Annotated in this window: 20 protein-coding genes and 1 pseudogene; 13 read left to right on the top strand and 8 right to left on the bottom strand. The window is 69.3% G+C overall.

Features of this window, described 5'->3' with window-relative positions; all coding sequences use genetic code 11:
• Window positions 1-49: 49 nt before the first annotated feature.
• Together G406_RS0134185 and G406_RS0134180 are read left to right on the top strand one after the other, a co-directional pair.
• Window positions 50-1834, top strand: a complete 1785-nt coding sequence (locus G406_RS0134185) for a 3-hydroxyacyl-CoA dehydrogenase family protein (protein ID WP_028937294.1) — start codon at window positions 50-52, stop codon at window positions 1832-1834.
• Between the two features lie 16 nt (window positions 1835-1850).
• Window positions 1851-2204 (top strand): hypothetical protein, encoded by a 354-nt coding sequence (locus G406_RS0134180; protein ID WP_028937293.1) that lies wholly within the window; start codon window positions 1851-1853, stop codon window positions 2202-2204.
• 48 nt (window positions 2205-2252) lie between these two features.
• Here G406_RS0134180 and G406_RS54850 read toward each other — a convergent pair whose 3' ends face one another.
• From G406_RS54850 to mce, 3 genes are all read right to left on the bottom strand, one after another.
• On the bottom strand, window positions 2253-3545 hold the full coding sequence (locus tag G406_RS54850) for a coiled-coil domain-containing protein (RefSeq protein WP_156935312.1): 1293 nt from the start codon (window positions 3543-3545) through the stop codon (window positions 2253-2255).
• 83 nt (window positions 3546-3628) lie between these two features.
• Entirely contained in the window at window positions 3629-4960 is a 1332-nt protein-coding gene (gene ccrA, locus G406_RS0134170; RefSeq protein ID WP_028937292.1) for a crotonyl-CoA carboxylase/reductase, read from the bottom strand.
• A gap of 177 nt (window positions 4961-5137) precedes the next feature.
• Complete coding sequence (gene mce / locus G406_RS0134165) at window positions 5138-5584, bottom strand: methylmalonyl-CoA epimerase (RefSeq protein WP_051343083.1); 447 nt, start codon at window positions 5582-5584, stop codon at window positions 5138-5140.
• Window positions 5585-5699: 115 nt separating this feature from the next.
• Between mce and G406_RS0134160 the strand changes: the two genes are divergently transcribed.
• Entirely contained in the window at window positions 5700-6887 is a 1188-nt protein-coding gene (locus G406_RS0134160) for an acetyl-CoA C-acetyltransferase (RefSeq protein WP_028937290.1), read from the top strand.
• Between the two features lie 19 nt (window positions 6888-6906).
• Window positions 6907-7914, top strand: coding sequence for a methylmalonyl Co-A mutase-associated GTPase MeaB (gene meaB / locus G406_RS0134155; RefSeq protein ID WP_245607321.1), 1008 nt, complete (start codon window positions 6907-6909; stop codon window positions 7912-7914).
• A 7-nt stretch (window positions 7915-7921) separates the two neighbouring features.
• Here meaB and G406_RS0134150 read toward each other — a convergent pair whose 3' ends face one another.
• Complete coding sequence (locus tag G406_RS0134150; RefSeq protein ID WP_028937288.1) at window positions 7922-9088, bottom strand: NsdA family TPR-like regulatory protein; 1167 nt, start codon at window positions 9086-9088, stop codon at window positions 7922-7924.
• Between the two features lie 71 nt (window positions 9089-9159).
• On the opposite strand from G406_RS0134150, the gene G406_RS57470 reads away from it, so the two are divergent.
• Window positions 9160-9444 carry a hypothetical protein gene (locus G406_RS57470; protein ID WP_156935311.1) on the top strand — a complete coding sequence of 95 codons (285 nt, stop codon included), beginning with the start codon at window positions 9160-9162 and terminating at the stop codon, window positions 9442-9444.
• A gap of 125 nt (window positions 9445-9569) precedes the next feature.
• On the top strand, window positions 9570-9905 hold the full coding sequence (locus G406_RS51690; protein ID WP_051343082.1) for a putative periplasmic lipoprotein: 336 nt from the start codon (window positions 9570-9572) through the stop codon (window positions 9903-9905).
• Between the two features lie 20 nt (window positions 9906-9925).
• Here G406_RS51690 and G406_RS0134140 read toward each other — a convergent pair whose 3' ends face one another.
• Window positions 9926-10429: a MarR family winged helix-turn-helix transcriptional regulator gene (locus tag G406_RS0134140; protein ID WP_037080159.1), complete on the bottom strand. Its 504-nt coding sequence runs from the start codon at window positions 10427-10429 to the stop codon at window positions 9926-9928.
• A gap of 89 nt (window positions 10430-10518) precedes the next feature.
• Between G406_RS0134140 and G406_RS0134135 the strand changes: the two genes are divergently transcribed.
• Window positions 10519-10824 (top strand): thiamine-binding protein, encoded by a 306-nt coding sequence (locus G406_RS0134135; RefSeq protein WP_028937286.1) that lies wholly within the window; start codon window positions 10519-10521, stop codon window positions 10822-10824.
• Window positions 10825-10982: 158 nt separating this feature from the next.
• On the opposite strand, the gene G406_RS0134130 is transcribed toward G406_RS0134135, so the two are convergent.
• Window positions 10983-11279: a hypothetical protein gene (locus tag G406_RS0134130; protein WP_028937285.1), complete on the bottom strand. Its 297-nt coding sequence runs from the start codon at window positions 11277-11279 to the stop codon at window positions 10983-10985.
• A 190-nt stretch (window positions 11280-11469) separates the two neighbouring features.
• Between G406_RS0134130 and G406_RS0134125 the strand changes: the two genes are divergently transcribed.
• Together G406_RS0134125 and G406_RS0134120 are read left to right on the top strand one after the other, a co-directional pair.
• Window positions 11470-12348 carry an SCO6745 family protein gene (locus G406_RS0134125; RefSeq protein WP_245607320.1) on the top strand — a complete coding sequence of 293 codons (879 nt, stop codon included), beginning with the start codon at window positions 11470-11472 and terminating at the stop codon, window positions 12346-12348.
• A gap of 131 nt (window positions 12349-12479) precedes the next feature.
• The gene (locus G406_RS0134120; protein WP_028937283.1) at window positions 12480-13433 is read left to right on the top strand and encodes a tetratricopeptide repeat protein; all 954 of its coding nucleotides are present in this window, start codon (window positions 12480-12482) and stop codon (window positions 13431-13433) included.
• A gap of 43 nt (window positions 13434-13476) precedes the next feature.
• On the opposite strand, the gene G406_RS0134115 is transcribed toward G406_RS0134120, so the two are convergent.
• Complete coding sequence (locus G406_RS0134115) at window positions 13477-14892, bottom strand: neutral zinc metallopeptidase (protein WP_169736850.1); 1416 nt, start codon at window positions 14890-14892, stop codon at window positions 13477-13479.
• Window positions 14893-14962: 70 nt separating this feature from the next.
• On the opposite strand from G406_RS0134115, the gene G406_RS0134110 reads away from it, so the two are divergent.
• Window positions 14963-16168: a glycosyltransferase family 87 protein gene (locus tag G406_RS0134110; RefSeq protein ID WP_028937281.1), complete on the top strand. Its 1206-nt coding sequence runs from the start codon at window positions 14963-14965 to the stop codon at window positions 16166-16168.
• A pseudogene (locus G406_RS59195) lies at window positions 16108-16953 on the top strand (glycosyltransferase family 87 protein); the annotation flags it as partial. The gene G406_RS0134110 and the pseudogene G406_RS59195, both read left to right, overlap by 61 nt.
• Window positions 16954-17228: 275 nt before the next feature.
• On the opposite strand, the gene glgB reads toward G406_RS59195, so the two are convergent.
• Window positions 17229-19529 carry a 1,4-alpha-glucan branching protein GlgB gene (glgB, locus tag G406_RS51685; RefSeq protein ID WP_084216648.1) on the bottom strand — a complete coding sequence of 767 codons (2301 nt, stop codon included), beginning with the start codon at window positions 19527-19529 and terminating at the stop codon, window positions 17229-17231.
• 222 nt (window positions 19530-19751) lie between these two features.
• Between glgB and G406_RS0134095 the strand changes: the two genes are divergently transcribed.
• Together G406_RS0134095 and G406_RS0134090 are read left to right on the top strand one after the other, a co-directional pair.
• Window positions 19752-22895, top strand: a complete 3144-nt coding sequence (locus G406_RS0134095; protein WP_028937279.1) for a DEAD/DEAH box helicase — start codon at window positions 19752-19754, stop codon at window positions 22893-22895.
• The gene (locus G406_RS0134090) at window positions 22895-23728 is read left to right on the top strand and encodes an SWIM zinc finger family protein (RefSeq protein ID WP_028937278.1); all 834 of its coding nucleotides are present in this window, start codon (window positions 22895-22897) and stop codon (window positions 23726-23728) included. The genes G406_RS0134095 and G406_RS0134090 overlap by 1 nt, the downstream gene beginning before the upstream one ends.
• Window positions 23729-23739: the final 11 nt, after the last annotated feature.

Below are 23739 nucleotides of genomic sequence, written 5' to 3'. Positions count from 1 at the left end.
CCCAGATGGCAGGATCGTCGCAAACGCAACGGACCAAGGAGGTAACGGCGTGGCGCGTGAGTTCGAGGTCGTCGGCGTGGTCGGCCTGGGCACCATGGGTGCCGGCATTGCAGAGGTATTCGCACGGAACGGCCTGCGGGTGATCGGGGTCGAGCAGGACGCGGCCGGGCTCGATCGGGCCAAGGCACATCTCGAGGCGTCCACCTCCCGAGCGCTCGATCGGGGCAAGCTGGGTGAGGACGAGGCGAAGGCCCTGCTGGATCGGATCACGCTGACCAGCGACCTGAAGGACCTGGCCGAGGTCGACCTGGTGATCGAGGCGGTGCCCGAGCGGCTCGAACTGAAGACCAGCCTGTTCGCCGAGGTCGATAAGATCGTCCGTCCGGATGTGGTGCTGGCGTCGAACACCTCGTCGCTGTCGGTGACCGAGCTGTCCGTCCGCACCGGCCGTCCCAGTCGCGTCGTCGGGATGCACTTCTTCAACCCGGCCCCGGTGCAGCAGCTCGTCGAGCTGGTACGCACGGTGGTGACCGAGCAGGACGTCGTCGACGACATGGCGGAGTTCGTCCGTGGTCTCGGCAAGATCCCCGTGGTGATCGGCGACCGTGCCGGTTTCATCGCCAACGCGCTGCTGTTCGGTTACCTGAACCAGGCCGCGAAGATGTACGAGGAGCGGTACGCCAGCCGGGAGGACATCGACGCGGCCATGCGGTTCGGCTGCGGCTACCCGATGGGTCCGCTCGCTCTGCTCGACCTGATCGGGCTGGACACGGCCTACGAGATCCTCACGACGATGTACAACCAGTCCCGCAACCTCATGCACGCGCCGACCCCGGTGTTCAAGCAGATGATGACCGCCGGGCTGCTGGGTAGGAAGAGCGGCAGGGGCTTCTACACCTACGACAACCCCAACTCGTCGAAGGTCGTGCCCGACGCGATCACGCCCAAGCCGGGGGAGACGGTCGGGGGCGATGCCCGCTCGGTCGCCACGGTCGGGGTGGTCGGCACCGGGACGATGGCGACCGGCATCGTCGAGGTCCTCGCCAAGGCGGGCCTGGACGTCGTCGTGCGCGGTCGTTCCGAAGGCAAGAACGAAGCCGCCCGGACCACGCTGAAGCGGTCGCTGGACAAGTCGGTGGTGCGCGGCAGGCTGTCCGAGGAGGACCGGGACGCGGCGTTCGGCAGGGTGCGGGCGACGACGGACTTCGAGGACCTGGCCGGTTGTGACCTGGTCATCGAGGCCGTCGCGGAAGAGCTCGACGTCAAACGTGCGGTGTTCGGGGCGCTCGACGAGGTCTGCAAGCCGGGAGCGATCCTGGCGACCACGACGTCGTCGTTGCCGGTCATCGAGTGCGCGGCCGCGACCTCACGGCCAGGGGACGTGCTCGGTCTGCACTTCTTCAACCCCGCGCAGGCGATGAAGCTCGTGGAGGTCGTGAGCACGATCGCCACGTCGCCGGAGGTGGCGGCAGTGGGCCGTCAGCTGTGCGCGACGCTGGGCAAGCACGCCGTCTCGTGTGGCGACCGGGCCGGGTTCATCGTGAACGCGTTGCTGTTCCCGTACCTGAATGACGCGGTCAAGATGCTGGAGGCGCACTACGCGAGCGCCGACGACATCGACGCGGCCATGAAGACCGGGTGCGCGTTGCCGATGGGGCCATTCGAGCTGCTCGACGTGGTGGGCCTCGACGTCTCGCTGGCGATCGAACGGACCCTGTACCAGGAGTTCCGCACATCGGGATTCGCCCCGGCACCGTTGCTGGAGCACCTGGTCACGGCCGGTCGGCTGGGCCGCAAGACGGGCCAGGGCTTCCGTGACTACGCGTCGCGCTGAGTGATCGATTGCTGACGTGCCCCGCCGGAACACCCGCAGGAACCGTGCGGACCCGACCGGTACGCAGCCGGTGGCGTCACGACCTCTGGTCGTCGGCGCCACCGGCTGGGCGCGGTCCGAAGCCCGGCCGGACGGTCTCTGGAGCGTGCGGTCGATACCGGGCTCGAACAGCCGCAAGACCTACCGGTGCCCAGGATGTGACCAGGAGATCCGTCCGGGAGTGAGCCATCTGGTCGCCTGGCCGGCTGATCAGGACGACCTGGACACCGACTACGACCCCGACGGACTGCTCGACCAACGTCGACACTGGCACACCGGGTGCTGGGCGGCGCGGGAGCGACGCCGACCGGGCCACCGCCGCCGGACGTGAACACCGCCGGCTCGGGCACCGGACCAGGTCCGGTGCCCGAGCCGGGTTTCAGTGTTGGCGGGCGACCGGCGACGGACGCCTGCGGCGCGGGGTCGGGCTCGGTCGCCGCTCCGGGCTGTGGCGCGGAGTGGGCGCGGTGTCGCTCGTCGGGTCGGTTGCCGGGTGGCCCTTGCCCTGGTCCTGCTGGGGGACGGTCGCGGAAGGTGAATCCGTCTCGTCCGATCTCGGCGGTGCCGAGTCGTCGTCCGCCGGGGCCTCGGCCACCTGAGCGGTGTCCTCGACCGCGTGATCGGTCATCGAGGCGCCAGCATCGGTGGTGGGCTCGTCGCCGGCGCTCTCGGCGTCCTCGTTGTCCTCGGCCGTGTGGCCGAGGGCGGGGGGCGCGAGCGACGGTAGTGCCTGGTCGAGCACACCACGCAGGCCGGCGAGCTGATCGACCATGCGGCTTCGCAGCGAATCGAGCTCGGCGACCCGATGTTCCGCGGCGGCGACCATGTCCGTGGCCTTGACGGCCGCGTCGTCGACCGTTCGCCTGGCCCGTTCGTCGGCCTCGCTGACGGTGACGTGAGCCTGCTCGGTTGCGTCGTTGACTCGCCGCTCGGCTTCGCTGCGCGCGTCGGAAAGGAGCCGGTTGGCGCCCTCGCGGCTGCTCTCCTGCGCCTCGTGGATGTTCGCCATCGCCTCGGCCCGACGGGCCGACATCGCGATGTCGAAGTCCTCCTCGACCTGTGCGCGCTGGGCGGAGCTGGCCGCGTCCAGCTCCTGACGCTCGGCTTCGCTCTCGCGGCGAATCCGGTCGGCCTCCGCCGAGGCGGACGACACGACCTGTTCCGCCTCGGCGTTGGCTTCGGTGAGGACCCGGTCAGCTTCGTCGCGCGCCTCGGTCAGGATGCGGTCGCGCTCCAGGATGAGCTGCTCGCGTTCGTGCTCGAGCTGGAGACGGGCAGCCTCGTTGCGCTTGGGGATGTCACCCGCGGCGGCCTCGGCGCGCGCGAGGATGTCGGCGGCCTCGGCCTCCGCGTGTTTCCGACGGTCGGCGACCTCATCCTGAGCCAGCCGCAGCATGGACTGGATGCGCTCGCTCATGCCTTCGGCGCTCTCCGGCGGTGCCGACAACCGCCGGAGTTGGCCCTTCAGCCTGTCCGTCTCGGCCCACGCGACGTTGACCTGCCGGGTCAGCTGACCGTTCTGCTCGACAGAGGCATCTCGATCGGCAGCGAGCATGCGTAGCTGCGCGTCCAGATGTCTCAGATAGTCGTCGACCTGGGTTGGGTCGTAGCCCCGACGACTGACAGCAAAAGCCGACCCGGGTGCCGGCAGATGATCTTCCCCAGCTGACATGAAACCCACCGTACTCGGTGTCTGTCACACCGTCGTGGCCGGATCATCACTCTCAGGAGTGGCGATAAAGCAATTTAGGCCACTCAGACACCACGGAACCGGTTGATTTCACCCAAGTGTTGCTGTCGCCGTTCCGAATTGCGCACACCGAGTCCCTCTTCTGGCGCAAGGCAGAGCACGCCGACCTTGCCCTGATGGACGTTCGACTGCACGTCGTAGGCCGCCTGGCCGGTCTCGGCGAGTGGATAGACGCGCGACAGAGTCGGGTGGATCTTCCCCTTGGCGATCAGGCGGTTCGCTTCCCAGGCCTCGCGGTAGTTGGCGAAGTGCGAGCCGATGATTCGCTTGAGGTTCATCCACAGGTAACGGTTGTCGAACACGTGCTCGTAGCCGCTCGTCGACGCGCAGGTGACGATCGTGCCGCCCTTGCGGGCGACGTAGACGCTGGCCCCGAACGTCTCGCGTCCCGGGTGCTCGAACACGATGTCCGGGTCCTCGCCACCGGTCAGCTCTCGAATGCGAGCGCCGAACCGCTTCCATTCCTTGGGGTCCTGGTTCTGCTCGTCGCGCCAGAACTTGAACCCTTCGGCGGCGCGATCGATGATCAGCTCCGCGCCCATTCGACGACAGATCTCCGCTTTCTCCGGTGAGGAGACGACACACACCGGTGTGGCTCCGCCGTTGAGCGCGAACTGGGTGGCGTAGGAGCCGAGGCCCCCGGACGCACCCCAGATGAGCACGGTGTCGCCCTGTTTCATCTGGGCGCCGTTGCGGGAGACCAGCTGGCGGTAGGCGGTCGAGTTGACCAGGCCGGGACTCGCTGCTTCCTCCCAGGTCAGATGCGCCGGCTTGGGCATCAGCTGGTTGGACTTGACCAGGGCCAGCTCCGCTAGTCCGCCGAAGTTGGTCTCGAAGCCCCAGATGCGCTGCTCCGGGTCCATCATCGTGTCGTCGTGCCCGTCCGGGCTCTCCAGCTCGACAGACAGACAGTGCGCCACGACCTCGTCGCCCGGCTTCCAGGCCTGAACGCCGGGCCCGGTGCGCAGCACCACGCCGGACAGGTCCGACCCGACGACGTGGTACGGCAGATCGTGCTTCGCCGTCAACGGCGACATGCGGCCGTAGCGCTTCAGGAAGCCGAAGGTCGACAGCGGCTCGAAGATCGAGGTCCAGACGGTGTTGTAGTTGATCGCGCTCGCCATGACGGCGACGATCGCCTCACCCGGTCCGAGCTCCGGCGTCGCCACCTCGTCGAGGTGAAGGCTCTTGCGCGGATCCTTCTCCTTGGTGGGAAGCCCGGCGAACATCTCGACCTCGTCCGCGCGAACGGTCATGCCCCGATAGTGATCGGGGATGGGTAGACCGCCGACAGCGCTGAGCTCGTCGGCCAGGATCGCTTGAAGGATCTCCTGCACGCCGTGCCTCCGGTGAGTAGTGACAAGGCGTCCCGCCCAGCCACGGTGCTTGGGATATCTAACGCTACCGGTGGGTAACGGAAGAGAACAGAGCGATGTGACCTACCTCGCGCGCCATCGCCCGGTACCATCGCCCGGTGGTGTGGCAGCTCGACCGAATAGTCGTCCGGTCGACTATCAGTGTGCGCCGGAGGCGGCGGGCTCAACCAGCTCGATCAGCACGCCACCAGCATCTTTCGGGTGAACGAAGTTGATCCTCGAGTCCGCGGTACCGCGCCGGGGGGCCTCGTAGAGCAGGCGCACCCCCTTGTCCCGAAGACGCGCGCAGGTGGCGTCGAGATCGGTGACCCGATAGGCCATCTGCTGAATGCCAGGGCCGTTGCGTCCGATGAACTTGGCGATCGTCGAGTCTTCGTTGAGCGGGGCCAACAGCTGCACCGCTGGTCCGCCGTCGTCGCCAGGAGCACTGAGCATCGCCTCCTTGACGCCCTGCTCCTCGTTCACCTCGATGTGGGTGGCAACGAGACCGAGACTGTCCGCGTACCACTGAATTGCCGCATCCAGGTCGGGGACCGCAATCCCCACGTGATCGATGGTTGTGACCGCACCGCGCAACTCGTCCATTTCCGGAATGTAACTGATCGGACGTGACGGGTGTGCCGCTGTTCACCCCGGCCATTGCCGTGCGCGCCGGTATCGTCTGGTCAAACCATCGTCGTCGGAGCCGCTGGAGGTCGTCGTGACCCAATCTGTGATCGTTGCCGGAGCTCGCACCCCGATGGGTCGGATGCTCGGCTCTCTGAAGGACTTTTCCGGAGCCCAGCTCGGTGGGGTGGCGATCAAGGCCGCGCTGGAACGTGCCGGGGTAGCGCCGGAGCAGGTTCAGTACGTGATCATGGGTCAGGTGCTGACCGCGGGTGCCGGACAGATCCCCGCGCGGCAGGCAGCAGTTGCCGGCGGTATCCCGATGGATGTCCCGGCCCTCACGATCAACAAGGTCTGCCTGTCCGGCATCGACGCGATCGCGCTGGCCGACCAGCTCATCCGCGCCGGTGAGTTCGACATCGTCGTCGCGGGTGGCCAGGAGTCGATGACCCAGGCCCCGCACCTGCTGACCAAGTCGCGCGAGGGATACAAGTTCGGCGAGATCACCGCGCTCGACCACATGGCCCACGACGGACTGTTCTGCGCGTTCGACCAGTGCGCCATGGGCGCGTCGACGGAGAAGTACAACTCTCGCTACGAGCTCACCCGCCAGGAACAGGACGAGTTCGCGGCACGCTCGCACCAGCGGGCGGCCAAGGCGGCGTCGGACGGGCTGTTCGCCGAGGAGATCGCGCCGGTCACCGTGCCTCAGCGCAGGGGCGACCCCAAGATCGTGGACACGGATGAGGGGGTCCGCGGCGACACCACGGCGGACAGCCTGGCCAAGCTGCGTCCGGCGTTCTCCTCCGACGGCACCATCACGGCCGGTTCCGCATCCCAGATCTCCGACGGTGCGGCCGCCGTCGTGGTGATGAGCAAGGCGAAGGCCGAGGAACTGGGCTTGACCTGGCTGGCCGAGATCGGTGCCCACGGCGTCGTGGCGGGACCCGACGCTAGCCTGCACGAGCAGCCCTCCAACGCGATCACCGCGGCGTGCCGTAAGGAAGGCATCGAACCGTCGGAGCTCGACCTGGTCGAGATCAACGAGGCGTTCGCCGCGGTGGGCGTCGTGGCCACCCGCAAGCTGGGTATCGATCCGGAGAAGGTCAACGTCAACGGCGGCGCGATCGCGCTGGGGCACCCGATCGGGATGTCCGGGGCCCGGATCGCTCTGCACCTCGCTCTGGAGCTGCGTCGCAGGGGCGGCGGAGTGGGCGCCGCCGCACTGTGCGGCGGCGGCGGCCAGGGTGATGCGCTGGTGCTCCGGGTGCCGGCGAACTGACAGGGCGGCCACTGAAACGGTGACACGCCAGGACAGTGCCTCCGATCTCGTGTCCGACCTCGTCGGTCGGGCACGAGACGGTGACCCGAGGTCGGTCGGCCGATTGATCTCCATGGTCGAGGACGCCAGCCCTCGGCTCCGTGAGGTGGCCGCCGCGCTCACTCCTTTCACCGGGCGAGCGCAGGTGGTCGGTCTCACCGGATCCCCGGGGGTCGGCAAGTCGACCTCGACATCGGTGCTGGTGGGTGCCCTGCGCAAGCAGGGGAAACGGGTCGGGGTCTTGGCCGTCGACCCCTCCTCACCGTTCTCGGGCGGAGCGCTGCTCGGCGACCGGGTGCGGATGCAGGAGCATGCGACCGACAACGGTGTCTTCATCCGCTCGATGGCCACACGTGGCCATCTCGGAGGTCTGTCCTGGGCGACGCCACAGGCCTTGCGTGTGCTCGACGCCGCCGGATGCGACATCGTGTTGATCGAAACCGTGGGGGTCGGCCAGTCCGAGATCGAGATCGTGTCGCTGGCGGACACCACGGTCGTCCTGCTCGCGCCGGGGATGGGGGACGGCATCCAGGCGGCCAAGGCCGGGATTCTCGAGGTCGCGGATCTTTTCGTGGTGAACAAGGCTGACCGGGACGGTGCTGACCAAACGGTTCGTGAGCTGCGATACATGCTTTCGCTCGGCGACCGCAAGGGGCACGACGAGTCCGGCTGGAAGACCCCGATCGTGAAGACGGTGGCCGCGAGAGGTGAAGGGGTCGACGAGCTCGTCGTGGCGCTGGACGAGCATCGGCAGTGGCTGGAACGTAGCGGCGAGCGTGATCGGCGCCGCCAGGCGCGCGCCGAAGCGGAGATCGAGGCGATCATCCTCGCCCAGATGCGGTCGAGGATCGGTGATGTCAGGGGAAGTGGCACAAGCCTTCCCCAGGTTGCGAAGCGTGTGGTCGCCGGCGAGCTGGATCCGTACTCAGCGGCCGATGACCTGGTGGAGACAGTGGCACACCGGATCAACGATGAGAGCGGTGCGTAGCCGGGCATCATGCTCTGACCGGTTCGGAGTCGACATCGGTGGAGCCGAGCCGCGCGGCCAGCCGGAGCGAACCGATTCTGGTGGCGATGTCGCGGGCCGAACGGGCGTGTTCGGCCGCCTCCGCGGGATGGCCGGTCGCGCCGAGCGCTCGTGCCAGACCGGCGTGCGTTCCGCCCAGCTGCCGTGTCGAGCTGTCACCTGATCGCAGCGCCTCCTCCAGATCGTCGATCGCGGCGGTGTCCTCTCGCATCACCAGCCGGGTGTGTCCCCGATGTCGGAGCAGGTCGGCCCCGTCGAACTTCAGGAACCCCATCTCCGGATAGACGATGTCGATGCGCCTCGGCTGTTCTCCCAGCTGGCGTTCGGCGAGGCGGTAGGCGGAACGCGCCGACTCCCGCTCGCCCGCCACCGCGAGTGTGTGGCCTCGGCGTGCGCTGAGCCACGCTCTGAGCGGGCCCGGCGCATCGTCCCGCATCGCGCCGGATGCCTGTTCGAGGATGTCCATCGCCGGCTCGTGCTCGCCGAGGTCGAGCAGGATCGAGGATTGTCGTGCCAGTGCGTAGCTGAGCAGCGGCCACGACTCGGCATCCCGAGCCGCTGCCCTGGCGAGGTCGTAGTCGCTCCAAGCCTCCGAGGGACGTGAACGATCGAGCGAATGCCGGGCGGCGAGCGCCGCGGCGCCCGCGACGAGAGCCGCGACCTGTCGGCGGACTCGCGGCCGGATCGCGTGCAGCAGGATGCGCTCCAGGTGCGACAGCTGGGCCCGCACCGAATCCTCCGCCGCCGCCGCACCGAGTCGGCGGTCCAGGCGGCGCGCGATGTCGAGCTGATCGCGCAGCAGCCTGAGGCCTTCCTCGTCCACCGCCGACGAAGCGGACAGGTTGGCGACTAGCGATTCCGCGCTCTGACGTGACGCGTCGAACTCGTGAGCAGGCTCGGCAAGGCCGAGCTCCTCCTCGGTGCTCGCGTACAGCTCGCCGAGCAACGTTCGGTAGTGCGCCTCCGGGAGCGCGTGGCCGTTCTCCCATCGGGAGAGCTGTGTCTTGAGGCTCATCGGCGCCGCCACCGCGATGCCACGCTCGTGTGCGAGCGCGGCGATCTCGTGCGCGGCCCTCGTCTGTGACCACTTGCGCGCTGTTCGCGCCGCACGCAGCGGGCCGGTTGGTTCGCTCATGGCGCCAGTTTCGGCCGTTCGAACGAACTTGTCAACTGGGTTGACGCAACAGATCGTCATCATGCATGCTGGTGCTCGTCGGTCGAGAGGCGAAGGTGGGGGTCGACATGTCGGGTCCGGTGGATCATCCGTGGTGCGCGGCCGGGATCGGTGCGGGTGCGGCGGCGGGTTATGCGGTAGCGCGCCGGAGAAGACGGGGGCAGGGCTCCCGGCGCGTACGGAGCAAGGGGCCGCCGCCCAGCGCGGGGCGGCGCAGGCACGCGAAGATCGGTCGTGGCGGCAGGCAGACGATGAGGGCGTGGCCGGGATGGCGTTCGGCGAGCGAGCAGCACGATGAACAGCCCTCGAAGGAATGACGTGTGAGGGCTGTGCGTGGCGCCGCTGAGCTGAAAGTCTCGCGGTGAGGTTTCGGTTTCAACTGTCGACCGGAGGTTGCGCAGTGGCTAGGTGGTGGCCGACGTGGTCACGGCTCGGATGGGTCATGGCCGCGGCGGGGGTGTTCCTGCTTCTGGGCGGCTGTGCGGACCAGAGGTCGAATGCGGTCGCTCCGGCGGGGACGCAGCGGGTCGAGGTGCACTATTCGGCGGGCGAGGTTCAGGGCGGCGTCCAGCGTGTACGGGTCCAGCGTGGCGGTGTCGTGGAGCTCGTGGTGAGCAGTGATGTCGCGGACGAGGTTCATCTGCACACGTACGACCGGAAGGTCGATGTCCCGGCGGGAGGTAGCGCAACGCTGAACTTCACGGCGGACCAGTCCGGGGTGTTCGAGGCCGAGCTGGAGTCGAGAGGGGTTCAGCTGGTGCAGTTCGAGGTTCGTTAGCCGGGCGGGCCGGTGTCAGGTCAGGCGAAATCGCCCGCGGCCCGGCGCACGCGCTCGAGTAGCTCGGTGAGTTGGTCGGCCTGACGGCCGGTGAGCCCGACCATGCCGAAGTCCACGTCGGTCAAGCCCTTGGTCGCCTCGGCACGGCGTGACTCACCGGTCTCGGTGATGGCAACGAGAGTGGCTCGCCGATCGCTCGGATGGGGTGTGCGTCGGACGAGCCCGTCGGCCTCGAGTCGATCCACGATGTTCGTCACGCTGGTCGGGTGGAGCTGGAGCCGCTCGCCCATGACGCGCATGGGGAGGCTGCCCTTGCGGGCGAAGCTGAGGAGAACCAGCGCCTCATAGCGAGCGAAGGTCAGACCATGGGGTCGTAGTGCGGCGTCCGTCGCCGAGAGGAGGATTTGCTGAACGCGCATGATGCTCGTGACCGCTGCCATGGTGCCGGCCGGACCGATACGGGCTTCCCAGAGCGACGCCGCGCGCGCGATGGGGTCGAACGGAAGAGGATCATGCGACGCCATGGTCACCGACGCTAGCAGTGCGTGCTCTGACAGGGACGGCAGGACGCGTGGACCGGCGCGGTCGCCCGAGGTGCGGCAGGGTGGGCGACATGCTCATTGCATTCAGTGTGGCGCCTTCCGGTGCGGGTTCGGACAGCGTCGGTGACGCGGTGGCCGAGGCGGTTCGGGTGGTGCGGGAATCGGGTCTGCCCAACGAGACGACGTCGATGTTCACCACCATCGAGGCGGAGACGTGGGACGAAGGAATGGAGGTGGTGAAAAGGGCGGTCGAAGCGGTGCAGGCGCATGCGCCGCGCGTGAGCCTGGTACTGAAAGCGGACATACGGCCCGGTCACGCCGGGCAGTTGACGGCGAAGGTCGAGCGGGTCAACAAGGCGCTAGAGGTCGAGAGCTGATCCGGACGACGCGCTGGGTCGACGGCTGGGGAAGCGGCAGGGGAGACGGCAGCCGAGACGGCGGAGGCCGCCGCCTCGGACTGATCGAACGTGCCGATCAGGGTCCGGGGGCGACGGCCTCCAGGTTCCGCCTCAGGGTCGGAATCGTCTGACCGAGGTCAGACCATGCCCTGCGACTTGAGGAAGAAGAAGGTGGCGACCAGGATGGCGACCACGCCGATCCCGAGGCCGATCTTGCCCAGCTTCGCGCAGTCGGGCTTCTTCAGGCTGACCACGCCGAGGACGACGGCAACGAGGCCAAGCACCCAGCCGACGACCGGGATCAGGCCCGCGCCGGCCAGGCCGAGCAGGCTCACGACGAGGGCCGCGATGCCCAGGGGGCCGTTCTCGGGCTGGTCGGCCTTCTTGCGTGCGTCGCTCAGCAACCGGTCGGCAACCGGGTTATCCGAGGTCATTAGTGATCCTCTCCAGGCGATCGGGTCCATCCGGCCGCCGCGCGCGACGGCCGATGATTCAGTGTCAAGGTGGGCACGCAGTTGCGCACCCAACCGGGTTCAACGAGGCGAGACGGATCTTGGTGCTCCGCCAGATCGGTGACACAAGTCATGTGCAATCAGTGACATTGGACACGAATGGAGGAACGGGGTGGGTTCGCTCGTCTCGGTGCAGAAACTACCGGCGCGTCGAATGTGGCGTGCACTGGAGCCCTATCACGCGGTCACCTACTTCGCTCCGGAATCACGAGCGGCGACCGACCAGCTGGGATGCAAGGGCGGGTGGATGAGCTATTTCGGCCTGCGAGCGGCTCCACTGGGCCACGCATCGGCTGAACTGGTGACAGCCACCTTCTACGGCTTCCACCCGGACCGGGTGCGCCGGGCCATTCCGGCCGCGTGGCAGGCAGCCTCTCCGGCTGACCTGTTGGTGGCGCGGTTGCGCAGTGTCGACCAGGCGTTGCGGCGGCTGCTCGGCGACGCGGTGGACTCGGCGGGGCTGGCCGAGGCCGCGGGGCTGGCACAGGAAGCCGCGTTGGCGGCACCGACGGCGGGACGTCCGCTCGCGGCGGCCAATTCCGCGCTCAGCTGGCCCGAAGAGCCGCACCTCGTGTTGTGGCACGCCCAGACGCTGCTGAGGGAGTCGAGGGGCGACGGCCACGTGGCGGCTCTCGTCGGTGCCGGCCTGGACCCCTGCGAGTCGTTGGTGGCGTTCGCCGCGGACGGGAGGGCCGACCCGGAGGCGCTACGGAACTACCGGGGATGGTCGCAGGCAGAGTGGTCCGAGGCGTCGGGGCGGCTGGTGGCGCGTGGCCTCCTGGATGGAGACGGTCGGCTCACGGAGGCGGGTGTCGCTCTACGGGAGCAGCTGGAGGATCGGACGGACGAGTTGGCCTCGGTGTCGTGGGACGCGCTCGGCGAGCATCGTTGTGCACGGTTGGTCGAGCTCGTCGCGCCGTTGACCGGTGCGATCGTGTCGAGCGGGGGCCTGGCACCCGACAACCCGATGGGACTGAGGCCGTTGGAATGATCGGTTCGTGAGCGCCGGCGCACCACGGCGGACGGGGTTCGGCAAGGCCGGGACGTGCGTGCCAGGATGGTGACGTGTCTCGACCAGATCCACGACAGGCGGCAGTGAAGAACGCCGCGTTGAGCTCCGCGATGGCCGGCGCGGTCGACCTGTCCGCTCTGCGGGCCCGCGCGGACGCGTCGCGCACCACGGGTGCCTCGGCGGCGGCTCCGGCCGCCAACGGCGGCGCGCCGGGCGGCGGCGACGCCCCGGGAGCGCAGGGCGGGCCATGGGTTCTCGACGTCGACGAGTCGAACTTCCAGACCGAGGTGCTCGAGCGCTCGCTGGAGGTCCCGGTCGTCGTCGACCTGTGGGCCACCTGGTGCCAGCCGTGCAAGCAGCTCTCCCCGGTGCTGGAGCGCCTGGCCGAGGAGGGGCGCGGTACCTGGATCCTCGCCAAGATCGACGTTGATGCCAACCCTCGGATCAGCCAGGCCTTCGGCGTGCAGTCCATTCCGATGGTGATCGCGGTGGCCGGGGGTCAGCCGGTCACGGGGTTCAACGGTGCCCGGCCCGAGCCCGAGGTGCGGCAGTTCATCGAGTCACTGGTCAGCCAGCTGCGCGACCAGCTGCCCGGTATCAAGGCGGCGGAGGAAGCTGCCGGAGCCGGTGAGCCGCAGGACCAGGAGCCCCCGGAGGACCCGCGTTTCACCGAGGCCGAGGACGCTCTGGAACGAGGCGACTACGCCGCGTCCGAAGCGGCCTACGAGCGCATTCTCGCGGCTGAACCGGCGAACGAGCAGGCTGCCGCCGCATTGGCCCAGGTCCGGTTCCTGGCACGCGCCGAGAGCGCCGATCCGAGTGCGATCGCCCGCGCGGACGCGAACCCGGATGACGTGGACGCGCAGCTCGCCGCCGCTGACGCCGAGGTGGCGGGGGAGAGCGCGGACGCCGCTTTCTCCCGGCTGGTCTCCACCGTCGCGCGGACCAGTGGTGACGACCGGGAGCGGGTCCGCGAGCACCTGGTCGGCTTGTTCGAGCTATTCGCGACAGACGACGCCAGGGTCATGGCGGCCCGCAGGGCACTGGCACGCGCGCTGTTCTGATCGTCGGAGCCGGGTGGGTGCTGAGCGGTCTGGCAGGGCGGTCTCACAGGCCACACTTGGCGGAACCGTCCAGCACCCCCGTCCTGAACTGCTGAACTCGTTCGAAGCCGAGGTCGCCCCGCGGGGGTGTGCCGCTCAGATCGCGCGCCGCGTAGTTCTCGTCCAGTAGCTCGTCCACCGCCTCGTCGATGTCGCCGGGGGAGAGCCCGAAGTCGGATTTCCGATCGAACACGGCACGGGTGTACGCACCGGCGAGGCACAGGGCCATCCTGCTGGCTTCGGGTCCTTGGGTCGGGCGGCCGAGGGCGGCCATCGACGCGTACGCGTAACGGGTGGCGAGCAGCATCCCGCTGGCGTAGTCACCGAGTGCATCGTGGACGGAGCCCAGCGCTCGGCTCGAGACGACCAGGGTGTTGTTGCTCGGGCAGAACCACGCCGGGCCTTGCCCCGAGGCGTCCGGTGTGGCGCATCGGGCTGGTGCATCCAGTGCCAGCGTGGGTTGCCGCCAGGAGCGGTCCCGGCTGGTGACCAGCTGCCCGAACCATGCGTTCGCATCGGGCAGCATGTAGAGCAGCAGGTCGCTCAGGATGAGGTTCCCGTTGCTCGCCGCATCGCTGAACGAGATGAAGCCACGCTGGGTGAAGACCTGGTTGCCCACGGTCATCCCGGCGCAGTCGTTCGGTCCGTTGGCATAGCCGTCGATGAAGGCCGATGCCCGGTCGAACGCGTCGCCGTGCGCGCCCTCCGGGATGCCGCCGCCGATGCTGGCCGCGTCACGGAAGCTCAACAGTGCTCGGAGCGCACGGTCCAGGCCCGGCCGGTCGAGCTCGAGATTCGGCACCCGCCGATCGACGACACCGCGCAGGACCGAACCGGCGAAACAGTCGGCCATGCCTTCGAGCAGGATGGTCGGGTAGCGGTCCTTCTCGGTCAGCTGGGTCGTGGCGTCGATGCCGATCCTGTTCTGCACCGCGTGGCCCATCTCGTGTGCCAGCGCGACCATGACGGCCCCTTGGCCGTAGGTGTTCACGAGGTGCGGAACGAGCTCGACCCTGTCCCACACCACGGAGTCCATCTGCGGGCAGTAGAGCGCCTGGTCGTCGAGGTCGAGGGCACGTTTGACGCATGCCGGCGCGGTGGCCGGGGCCTTCGGGTCGACGGCGTAGTAGCCGTGGATGTTGACCCAGGGACGGCCGAACTGCGTGGGGAACTCCTGGCGCCAGTAGCTCTCGACCCCGGTCACGATGGTCGTCGCGAGTCGGTCGGTCGCTGACCCGGTGCCGCCCTGGACCTGCGCCGGCGGTTGCTGAGGACCTGCGTCGAGATCGCTGGTCATCGCCGAGGGCTCTCCGTCGATGACCTGCGTACACCCGGTCAGCACCAGCGCGAGCGCAAGCACCACCGAGACCGCGGTCCGTCTTCGGATCGGACCACCCGCGATATGCCGCACCCCCGCCACAGTCGTTATTCTGCGGCACCGGGCGGCTACCGACGGCGTCTCGGCGCGCACAGTTCGTTACCTTTTTCCGATGAACGGCGCGAGACTGGTCGGAAAGGGACTGTGCTGGGCGATCGCCGGGGCCGCGTTACTCACGGCCACGTGGTTGTTCGTCCGTTTCGGCAGCGGCAACGCCGTGCGGCTGGCCACGCCGGACATGCGCGTGCACATCGACTTCGAGACGTTCTGGCGATCGTCGTACGCGCTGATCCACCACGCCGATCTGTACCGGACGGGTGCGCAGCTGGCGAACCTCAACCCTCCGGTTCTCGCGGTGCTGATGGCGCCGTTGGCCTGGCTCGACGTGCTGACCGCGTACCACGCCTTCGCGCTGTTCAACGCGCTGCTCATCGTCGGGTCGGTGGTGGCCGTCGCCGATCACGTGCGACTGCGGCCCGCCTGGGCGATGGTGGTCACCGCCGCCGTGCTGGCGGCAGCCCCGCTGCACGGCACGCTCGCGCTCGGGCAGATGTACGGCTTGCTGACCGCGGCGTTGACCGTCGCGTGGCTCGCGGAGCGCAGGGACAGAGGGCTGCTCGCGGGAGTCGCGCTCGGGATCGCGGTGGCGCTCAAACCGTCACTCGTGCCGCTGTTGCTCTGGCCCGTTCTGCGTCGTCGCTGGAACACGACCTGCGCGGCGCTCGCCGCCGGCATCGCGGTGACCGGCATCGGTGTACTCGTAGCCGGTTGGTCGGCGACGGTCGAGTGGCTCGGGGTTCTCGACCGCGTACAGGTCACCGGCTACCTGGACAACGACTCGCTCGCCGCGTTCATGGTCCGTTTCGGCAGGCCCGAATGGCTCGGCTACCTGGCGGCACTGGTCCTGCTGGCCGTCACGGTGTCCCGCGCGCGGCAGTGCGAGCAGTACGCGATCTGGTCGATCACCGCCGGCTCGCTGCTGCTCGCCCCGATCGCCTGGAACAACTACCTGGTGCTGCTGTTCCCCTCGATTCCGCTGCTGATCGCCGGTGCCAGGGGAGCGGAAGCCGTTCTGGTGATGGCGTTGCCGACCATCGGTATCGAGTGGGCGTCGCTCTTCAGTACGAACTCGGCTCCGGCCAGGCTGGGCCTGTCTCTCTACTGCGGGATGCTGCTGAGCTATTGGGCGGTGCTCACCTTCGCGCCACCCGACGGGTCGGCTAGGAGACATCGTGACGTTCCGGTTACCGTCGCGGAGTGTCAGGTCCCGCTCCCGCCCGCCCACGACCGTTCACCGGTGCACTCGCCGTCCTCGTGACGGCGCTCGCGGTGGTCATCACCGCCGGGCTGCTGATCCGCTATCCGGGCGTTCTGGTGAGCGGGGTGTTGAACACCGGGCCGCGTGACCACGTCGACTTCGAGACGTTCTGGCGCTCGACGGTCGCGCTGTTGCACGGCGCGGACGTCTACCACACCGGTTCGGTGCTGCCGAACCTCAACCCACCGTTCCTGTCGCTGCTGCTGGCGCCGTTCGGGTTGATTCCGCTGTTGCAGAGCTACTGGGCGTTCACCGTGCTGTCGGTGCTGTTGGTGACGGCGGCTGTGCTGGCCACCGGCCGTGAGCTCAGGTCCGGCGCCGGCGTCACGGCGTTCGGGGTTCTCACCCTGTGGGCGTGCTCGCCGCTGCACGGCACCTTGCTGCTCGGCCAGATCTACGGGCTGCTGCTCGCCGGGGTGACGGCCGCGTGGCTCGCGCAACGGCGGGGCAGGGCGAAGCTGTCCGCGGTGCTGATCGCGCTGGTGGTGGCGCTCAAGCCGTCGCTGGCGCCGCTGCTGCTGGTACCGCTGACGCGGTCGAACGGACCGGCACGCTGGCCCGCGCTGTGGACCGGCATGGCCGCCGCGGCCGGGTTCACGCTTGCCGGTGTGCTCGCGGCGGGCCCGTCCAGCGCGGTCGAATGGCTACGCCTGGCCACCGGGACCCCGGCGCCCGAGGTGGACGCGAACGCGTCGCTGCCGGGTCTGCTGGCTCGGCTCGGCGGCCCGGGCGCTCTCGGCTGGGTGATCACCGTGGTGGTCGTCGTTGCGTCGCTGTGGTGGGCCCGTGACCGGAACACCTCGACCGAACGCCCGCCGCGGGGCGTGGTCGTACCGGCCGACGCGACCTTGTTCGCGGTCGCGGCCGGTTGCCTGCTGGCCTCGCCGATCTCCTGGCTGAACTACACGATCATGCTCTGGCCCGGTGCGCTGATCCTGCTGCGCGCCGGACGGTGGCGCATCGCGGTGCCGCTGATGACGCTGTCGATCATCCCGGTGGCGTGGGGCAACCTGTGGCAGGCCGCCCCACACGCACCGGTCTCACTGCTCGGACGGTCGCTCTACTGCGCGATCCTGCTGGTCTTCTGGTTCGCGCTGCTGAGGTTCGCGCGCTCGGGGGAGCCGACCACCGGTTCCGCCGCGGTCAGCGACTCGGTCACCGACTCGGCCAGCGGCTCGGCGACGTCGACCGAGTCGGTCTCCTCGACGACCTCGGGCTGAGCGAGCAGCCACAGCACACCGGCTGGCGGAATCCGCAGCGACGCCGAGGCCGGACGCCCGTGCCACGGATGCTCGGTGGCGGTCACAGCGCCGAGGTTGCCGACCCCGGAACCGCCGTAGCCGTGCGCGTCGGTGTTGATCAGCTCCTGCCAGCGGCCGGCGAAGGGCAGCCCGACCCGGTAGTTCTCGTGCGGCTGGCCGGAGAAGTTCGCCACGCAGGCCAGCACCGAGCCGTCGGAGCCCCACCGCAGGAACGAGAACACGTTGCCCGAGGCGTCGTTCGCGTCGATCCAGGAGAACCCTTCCGGCTGGCTGTCCTGGCTGTAGAGCGCGGGGGTGTCGCGGTAGGCACGGTTGAGATCACCGATGAGCGACTGGATACCGGAGTGCAGCGGGTTCTCCAGAAGGCCCCAGTCCAGCGAGCGGGACTCCGACCACTCGCGTTCCTGGCCGAACTCGCCACCCATGAACATCAGCTGCTTGCCCGGGTGCGCCCACATGTACGCCAGCAGCGCACGCAGGTTGGCGGCCTTGTTCCACTCGTCGCCGGGCATGCGGGTCCACAGCGATCCCTTGCCGTGCACCACCTCGTCGTGCGACAGCGGCAGCACGAAGTTCTCCGTGTAGGCGTACACCATGGAGAACGTCATCTCGTTGTGGTGGAAGCCGCGGTGGATCGGGTCCCGGCCCGCGTAGTGCAGCGTGTCGTGCATCCAGCCCATGTTCCATTTGAAGCCGAAGCCGAGACCGCCAAGGTGCGTCGGGCGGGTCACGCCGGGCCAGGAGGTGGACTCCTCGGCGATCGTGACCACACCGGGGTGCGCCTTGTAGACGGTCGCGTTCATCTCCTGCAGGAACGCGACGGCCTCGAGGTTCTCCCGGCCGCCGTAGATGTTCGGCTCCCAGCCGCCCTCCTCGCGTGAGTAGTCGAGGTAGAGCATCGAGGCGACCGCGTCGACCCGCAGGCCGTCGATGTGGAACTCCTCCAGCCAGTACAGCGCGTTGGCCACCAGGAAGTTGCGCACCTCCTTGCGGCCGAAGTCGAACACCAACGTGCCCCAGTCGAGCTGCTCGCCGCGGCGGGGGTCCGGGTGCTCGTAGAGCGGTGTGCCGTCGAACCGGGCCAGCGCCCACTCGTCCTTGGGGAAGTGCGCGGGCACCCAGTCGATGATCACGCCGTACCCGGCCTGGTGCAGGGCGTCGACGAGGTACCGGAAGTCGTCGGGGCTGCCGAACCGCGAGGTGGGCGCGTAGTAGGAGCTGACCTGGTAGCCCCAGGAGCCGCCGAACGGGTGCTCGGCGACCGGCAGCAGCTCGACGTGGGTGAACCCGGTGCGGTCCAGGTAACCGATCAGCTCGGCGGCGAGGTCGCGGTAGCTCAGACCCTGGCGCCAGGAGCCGAGGTGCACCTCGTAGACGCTCATCGGCTCGGCGACCGCGCTGGAGGCGTCGCGCCGGGTGACCCAGTCGCTGTCGCCCCAGGTGTAGTCCGACGTGGTCACGACCGACGCGGTCGCGGGTGGGATCTCGGCGGCGAACGCCATCGGGTCGGCCTTCTCCCGCCAGCGTCCGTCCTGGCCGAGGATGCGGTACTTGTACCGGGTGCCGGGGCCGACGCCGGGGACGAAGACCTCCCAGACCCCGGAGCTGCCGAGCGAGCGCATCGGCTGCGCCATACCGTTCCAGCCGTCGAAGTCACCGCACACCCGCACGCCGCGCGCGGTCGGCGCCCACACGGCGAACGAGGTTCCGGTGACCGTGCCGCCGGGGGTGTCGTAGCTGCGCGGGTGCGCGCCGAGCACGTCCCAGAGCCGCTCGTGCCGGCCCTCGCCGATGAGGTGCAGGTCGACCTCACCGAGGGTGGGCAGCCAGCGGTACGGGTCGTCGGTGTGCTCGACGTAGTCGCCGTAGTGCACCGCGAGCCGGTAGTCGGCCGAGGACTGCGGCAGAAGCGCGGAGAACAGGCCCGCGTCGTGCACCTTGTGCAGGGTGTAGGAACGGGGCGAATCGGTGCCGCTGAAGATCACCTCCACCGAGTCCGCGTTGGGCTTGAGCACCCGGATCACCGTGCCGCCGCTCGCGGGGTGGTGGCCCAGCAGCGAGTGCGGATCGTGGTGGTCGCCGCCGATCAGCTGGTTCATCTCGGCGGTGGTAGGGGTGGCGGTCGGCAACGTGGTGAGGTCGGACACGGCGCAGAGCCTATTGGCCACCCGGGTCTCATGCAGTACCTGGGAGCAGGTCGTGCGCGCAATCCCCCGACCGATATATGGGAATGCCGCTCACGGTGACCGGCCGACCACCGGGTGCTGTTATCCCGCTCGGTAATCTGTGGGACGGCCCACGACACCCTGGGGGTTGCACGGATGTTCGCGGTACACGGCCTCTGGTCCGCGGGACGCGGCCTGCTGCTGTGGGCCGAGGACGGCGACCGCCCGACGCGCAGTCCCAGCAACGCGTCGCGGTCGGCCCGCCAGCACCCGTTCGCGGTGCCCGCCGAGCAGCTCGCGGCGATCCACCCGGGCAAGCCGGGGCTCGCCACGCTCCTGCTGCCGTCCCGTCGGCAGGGCCCGCTCGACTCACCCGAGCTGATCAGGGTGACGCCCCGGTCGAAGTCCCGGACCGCTCCTGAGCTGCAGGCCTGGTTGGTCCCGGTGGTCGCGGTGGACCCGGCTGAGCTCGCGGACCCGGTCGAGCAGGTGCGCTACGGCGCGTCCGTCGGCTACCTGCGCGCGCTCGTCGACTTCGCCGCCGACCTCGCCGCCCGGGGCCGGGTGCTGCCCTCGATCCACCCTGGCGAGCCGGCGAACCCGGTGACGGCGAGCCCCGGGACGACACCGCGCGCGATGTGGCGTCCGGTGATCTCGGGTCCGGACGTCGTGGTGCTGCACTCCCTGGTGGCCGCGATGCCGCCCGTGGTGCGCGCCGAGCAGTCGGGTCCGCAGGGGATGGCGGTCCTCACCGGCTCGGCCGGGCAGGACCCGACGGCCCTGGTCGAGGACGCACTGGCGGCGCTGGTCGACGCGGAGGTCCGGGACCGGCTCGCACGCGGCTCCTCGTCGGCGATCGACCTGCCGAGACGCCGGGGGAGGGCCCCTCGGCGGACGCCGGTCGCCGAGACCTGGCTCGAGGCACTGACCTCGGGGGACGGTGGTTTCGACGCCGAGCCGGCCGAGGTGGCGACGCTCGGGCGCGCTGTGGCGCCGTGGGACGGGGTCGGGGCCGAGGAGGCCGGTCCGGCCAGGGCCACGTTCCGGCTGGCCGAGACGAAGCCGCTGGACGACCCGTGGGACCCGGACCCGACGATGCCCGACACCGCGTGGCGGCTGGAGTTCCTGCTGCGCTCGACGCAGGACCCGAGCCTGCTGGTACCCGCCGAACAGGTCTGGGCCTCACCCGACGGGCTGAGCCGGTGGATCGACCGACCCCAGGAGGTTCTGCTCGCCGAGCTGGCCGGGGCGAGCGCGGTCTATCCGGAGCTGACCGAGGCACTGCGCGGCGCCGCGCCGAGCGCGTTGGAGCTGGACGTCGAAGGCGCCTACCGGTTCCTGTCCGAAGCGGCCGCACGGCTGGACCAGACCGGCTTCGGGGTGATGCTGCCGGCGTGGTGGTCCGCTCCGAAGCGGCGTCTGGGCCTGTCGGTGTCGGCGAGCAGCAGCTCGGCGGACAGTGTGGTGACCGAGGGCGGGCTGAGCAAGGACAAGCTCGCCCGGTTCGAGTGGCGGCTCGCGGTCGGTGACGACGTGCTGAGCGAGCAGGAGATCACCGAGCTGGTCGCGGCGAAGGCCCCGCTGGTGCGGCTGCGCGGTCAGTGGGTCGCGGTCGATGCGGACCGGCTGCGCCGGGGCCTGGAGTTCCTGCGCGCGGCGCCGGTCGAGGCGAGCACGCCGAGCGAGCTGCTGGCTATCGTCACCGGCCAGGACGTCCAGGAGACTCCGCTGCCGATCACCGCCGTCTCGGTGCACGGATGGCTCGGTGAGCTGCTGTCCGGGGCGTCGGAGAAGACGCTGACCCCGGTCGAACCGTCGCCGGACTTCCTCGCCACGCTGCGGCCCTACCAGCAGCGGGGACTGTCCTGGTTGACCTTCCTGAGCTCGCTCGGCCTGGGTGCCTGCCTCGCGGACGACATGGGGCTGGGCAAGACGATCCAGCTGCTGGCGCTGGAGTCGCGGGAACGCGCTGTGCTCGGACCCCCGACTCAAGGGGCTGAGAACCCCGACTCGCGGGGCCTGGGGCCGAGCCTGTTGCTGTGCCCGATGTCGCTGGTGGGTAACTGGCAGCGGGAGGCCGGGAAGTTCGCGCCGACGCTACGGGTGTACGCCCATCACGGCGCGGGCCGTGACCACGGTCCCGAGCTGGCGGCTCGGCTCGCCGAAGCCGACCTGGTCGTGACGACCTACTCGACTCTCACCCGGGACATCGAGGAGCTGGCCGAGCCCGAGTGGCACCGGGTCGTGCTGGACGAGGCGCAGCTGGTCAAGAACAGCAGGTCCAACGCGGCGAAGGCGGTGCGGCTGCTGCGCGCGGGGCACCGCATCGCGCTGACCGGCACGCCGATGGAGAACCGGTTGTCCGAGCTGTGGTCGGTCATGGACTTCCTCAACCCAGGCGTGCTCGGCACCAGCGAACGTTTCCGGCAGCGCTATGCGATTCCGGTCGAGCGCAACGGCGACGCCGAGGTCGCGCAGAAGCTGCGCCGCGTCACCCGGCCGTACCTGCTGCGCCGGGTGAAGACCGACAAGGAGATCATCGACGACCTGCCGGAGAAGATCGAGATCATCCAGGACTACCGACTCACCCCCGAGCAGGCCTCGCTGTACCGCACGGTCGTCGACGACATGATGGAGAAGATCGAGGGCTCGGACGGCATCGCCCGGCGGGGCAGTGTGCTCGCGGCGATGGCCAAGCTCAAGCAGGTGTGCAACCACCCGGCGCAGCTGCTGCACGACGGGTCGCCGCTCGGGCAGCGCTCCGGCAAGGTGACGCGCCTGGAGGAGGTGCTCGCCGAGATCCTCGCCGAGGGGGACAAGGCGATCTGTTTCACCCAGTTCACCGAGTTCGCCGAGATGCTCGTGCCGCACCTGTCCGCCCGTTTCGATCAGGAGGTGCTCTACCTGCACGGTGGCACCTCACGGGCGAAACGTGACGAGATGGTGCAGCGTTTCCAGTCGAGCTCCGGCCCGGCGATCTTCCTGCTGTCGCTCAAGGCAGGTGGGACCGGGCTGACGCTGACCGCCGCGAACCATGTGCTGCACCTGGACCGCTGGTGGAACCCGGCCGTGGAGAACCAGGCCACCGACCGGGCGTTCCGCATCGGACAGAAGCGCAACGTGCAGGTCCGCAAGTTCGTGTGTGCCGGCACGCTCGAGGAACGCATCGACGCCATGATCGAGGCGAAGAAGGAGCTGGCGAACCTGGTCATCAGCGATGGGGAAGGCTGGCTGACCGAGCTGTCCACCGGTGAGCTGCGGGAGTTGTTCGCGCTGAGCGACGAGGCGGTGGACGACTGATGGCCTGGTGGGACAGCGAACCGACCCGGGCGGTCAAGGTCGAGGGTGGGATCAAGGCGCGCAGCAAACGCGGCGCGATCGGGCAGAGCTGGTGGTCGGCGCGGTTCATCCAGGTGCTGACCTCGATCGGCGTCGGCGGCCGGCTCGACCGGGGGCGCAACTACGCGCGCGCGGGCCAGGTCCTCGAACTGCGCACCGGCGCGGGCACGGTACTGGCGACCGTGCAGGGCAGCAGGCCCCGGCCGTACGACGTGCGGATCGGGCTGCCCACCTACGGCAAGGTCGAGTGGGCGCAGATCGAGCAGGCCATGGCGGACAGCGCGTGGTACGCGGCGAAGCTGCTGGCCGGTGAGATGCCGAAGGACATCGAAGAGGTGTTCACTTCGGTCGGGCTGACACTGTTCCCCGGCGACGTACGCGACCTGACGATGGACTGCAGCTGCCCGGACCACGTGGTGCCGTGCAAGCACCTCGCCGCGGTCTTCTACCTGCTCGCCGAGTCTTTCGACGACGACCCGTTCGGCATCCTCGCGTTGCGCGGCCGGGACCGCGAGACGCTGCTGGAGAACATCCGTGCACGTCGCGGCGCTGCATCGGCCCAGCCGAGCGGTGATCACGAGCCCGAGCCCGTCGGTGGCGCTCCAGCGCTCGTCAGCTGTCTGGACTCGTACTTCGTCGCGTCGGGCGAACTGCCGATGCTGGTCGCATCCTCGGCCCCGCCGGACGCGGTACTCGACCAACTGCCGCCGATCGACGTCACCGTGCGCGGAAAGCCCCTGGTGGACCTGCTCCGGCCCGCCTACCGGTCACTGGCCGACCCGTCAGCCTCGTGAGTGGTACGGGC

The organism is Actinospineispora spinosispora DSM 44797, assembly GCF_000429025.1.
GTDB classification, from domain to species: Bacteria; Actinomycetota; Actinomycetes; order Mycobacteriales; family Pseudonocardiaceae; genus Pseudonocardia; species Pseudonocardia spinosispora.
This window is presented reverse-complemented; position numbering and strand designations above follow the sequence as displayed.

Excerpts from the sequence above, each read along its gene's own strand:
- G406_RS54850 (WP_156935312.1), bottom strand. The coding sequence starts at position 3,545 with ATGTCAGCTGGGGAAGATCATCTGCCGGCACCCGGGTCGGCTTTTGCT.
- mce (WP_051343083.1), bottom strand. The coding sequence starts at position 5,584 with ATGGACGAGTTGCGCGGTGCGGTCACAACCATCGATCACGTGGGGATT.
- G406_RS0134150 (WP_028937288.1), bottom strand. The coding sequence starts at position 9,088 with ATGAGCGAACCAACCGGCCCGCTGCGTGCGGCGCGAACAGCGCGCAAG.
- G406_RS51690 (WP_051343082.1), top strand. The coding sequence starts at position 9,570 with ATGGCCGCGGCGGGGGTGTTCCTGCTTCTGGGCGGCTGTGCGGACCAG.
- G406_RS0134140 (WP_037080159.1), bottom strand. The coding sequence starts at position 10,429 with ATGGCGTCGCATGATCCTCTTCCGTTCGACCCCATCGCGCGCGCGGCG.
- G406_RS0134135 (WP_028937286.1), top strand. The coding sequence starts at position 10,519 with ATGCTCATTGCATTCAGTGTGGCGCCTTCCGGTGCGGGTTCGGACAGC.
- G406_RS0134130 (WP_028937285.1), bottom strand. The coding sequence starts at position 11,279 with ATGACCTCGGATAACCCGGTTGCCGACCGGTTGCTGAGCGACGCACGC.
- G406_RS0134120 (WP_028937283.1), top strand. The coding sequence starts at position 12,480 with ATGGCCGGCGCGGTCGACCTGTCCGCTCTGCGGGCCCGCGCGGACGCG.
- G406_RS0134110 (WP_028937281.1), top strand. The coding sequence starts at position 14,963 with ATGAACGGCGCGAGACTGGTCGGAAAGGGACTGTGCTGGGCGATCGCC.
- glgB (WP_084216648.1), bottom strand. The coding sequence starts at position 19,529 with ATGAACCAGCTGATCGGCGGCGACCACCACGATCCGCACTCGCTGCTG.
- G406_RS0134095 (WP_028937279.1), top strand. The coding sequence starts at position 19,752 with ATGTTCGCGGTACACGGCCTCTGGTCCGCGGGACGCGGCCTGCTGCTG.
- G406_RS0134090 (WP_028937278.1), top strand. The coding sequence starts at position 22,895 with ATGGCCTGGTGGGACAGCGAACCGACCCGGGCGGTCAAGGTCGAGGGT.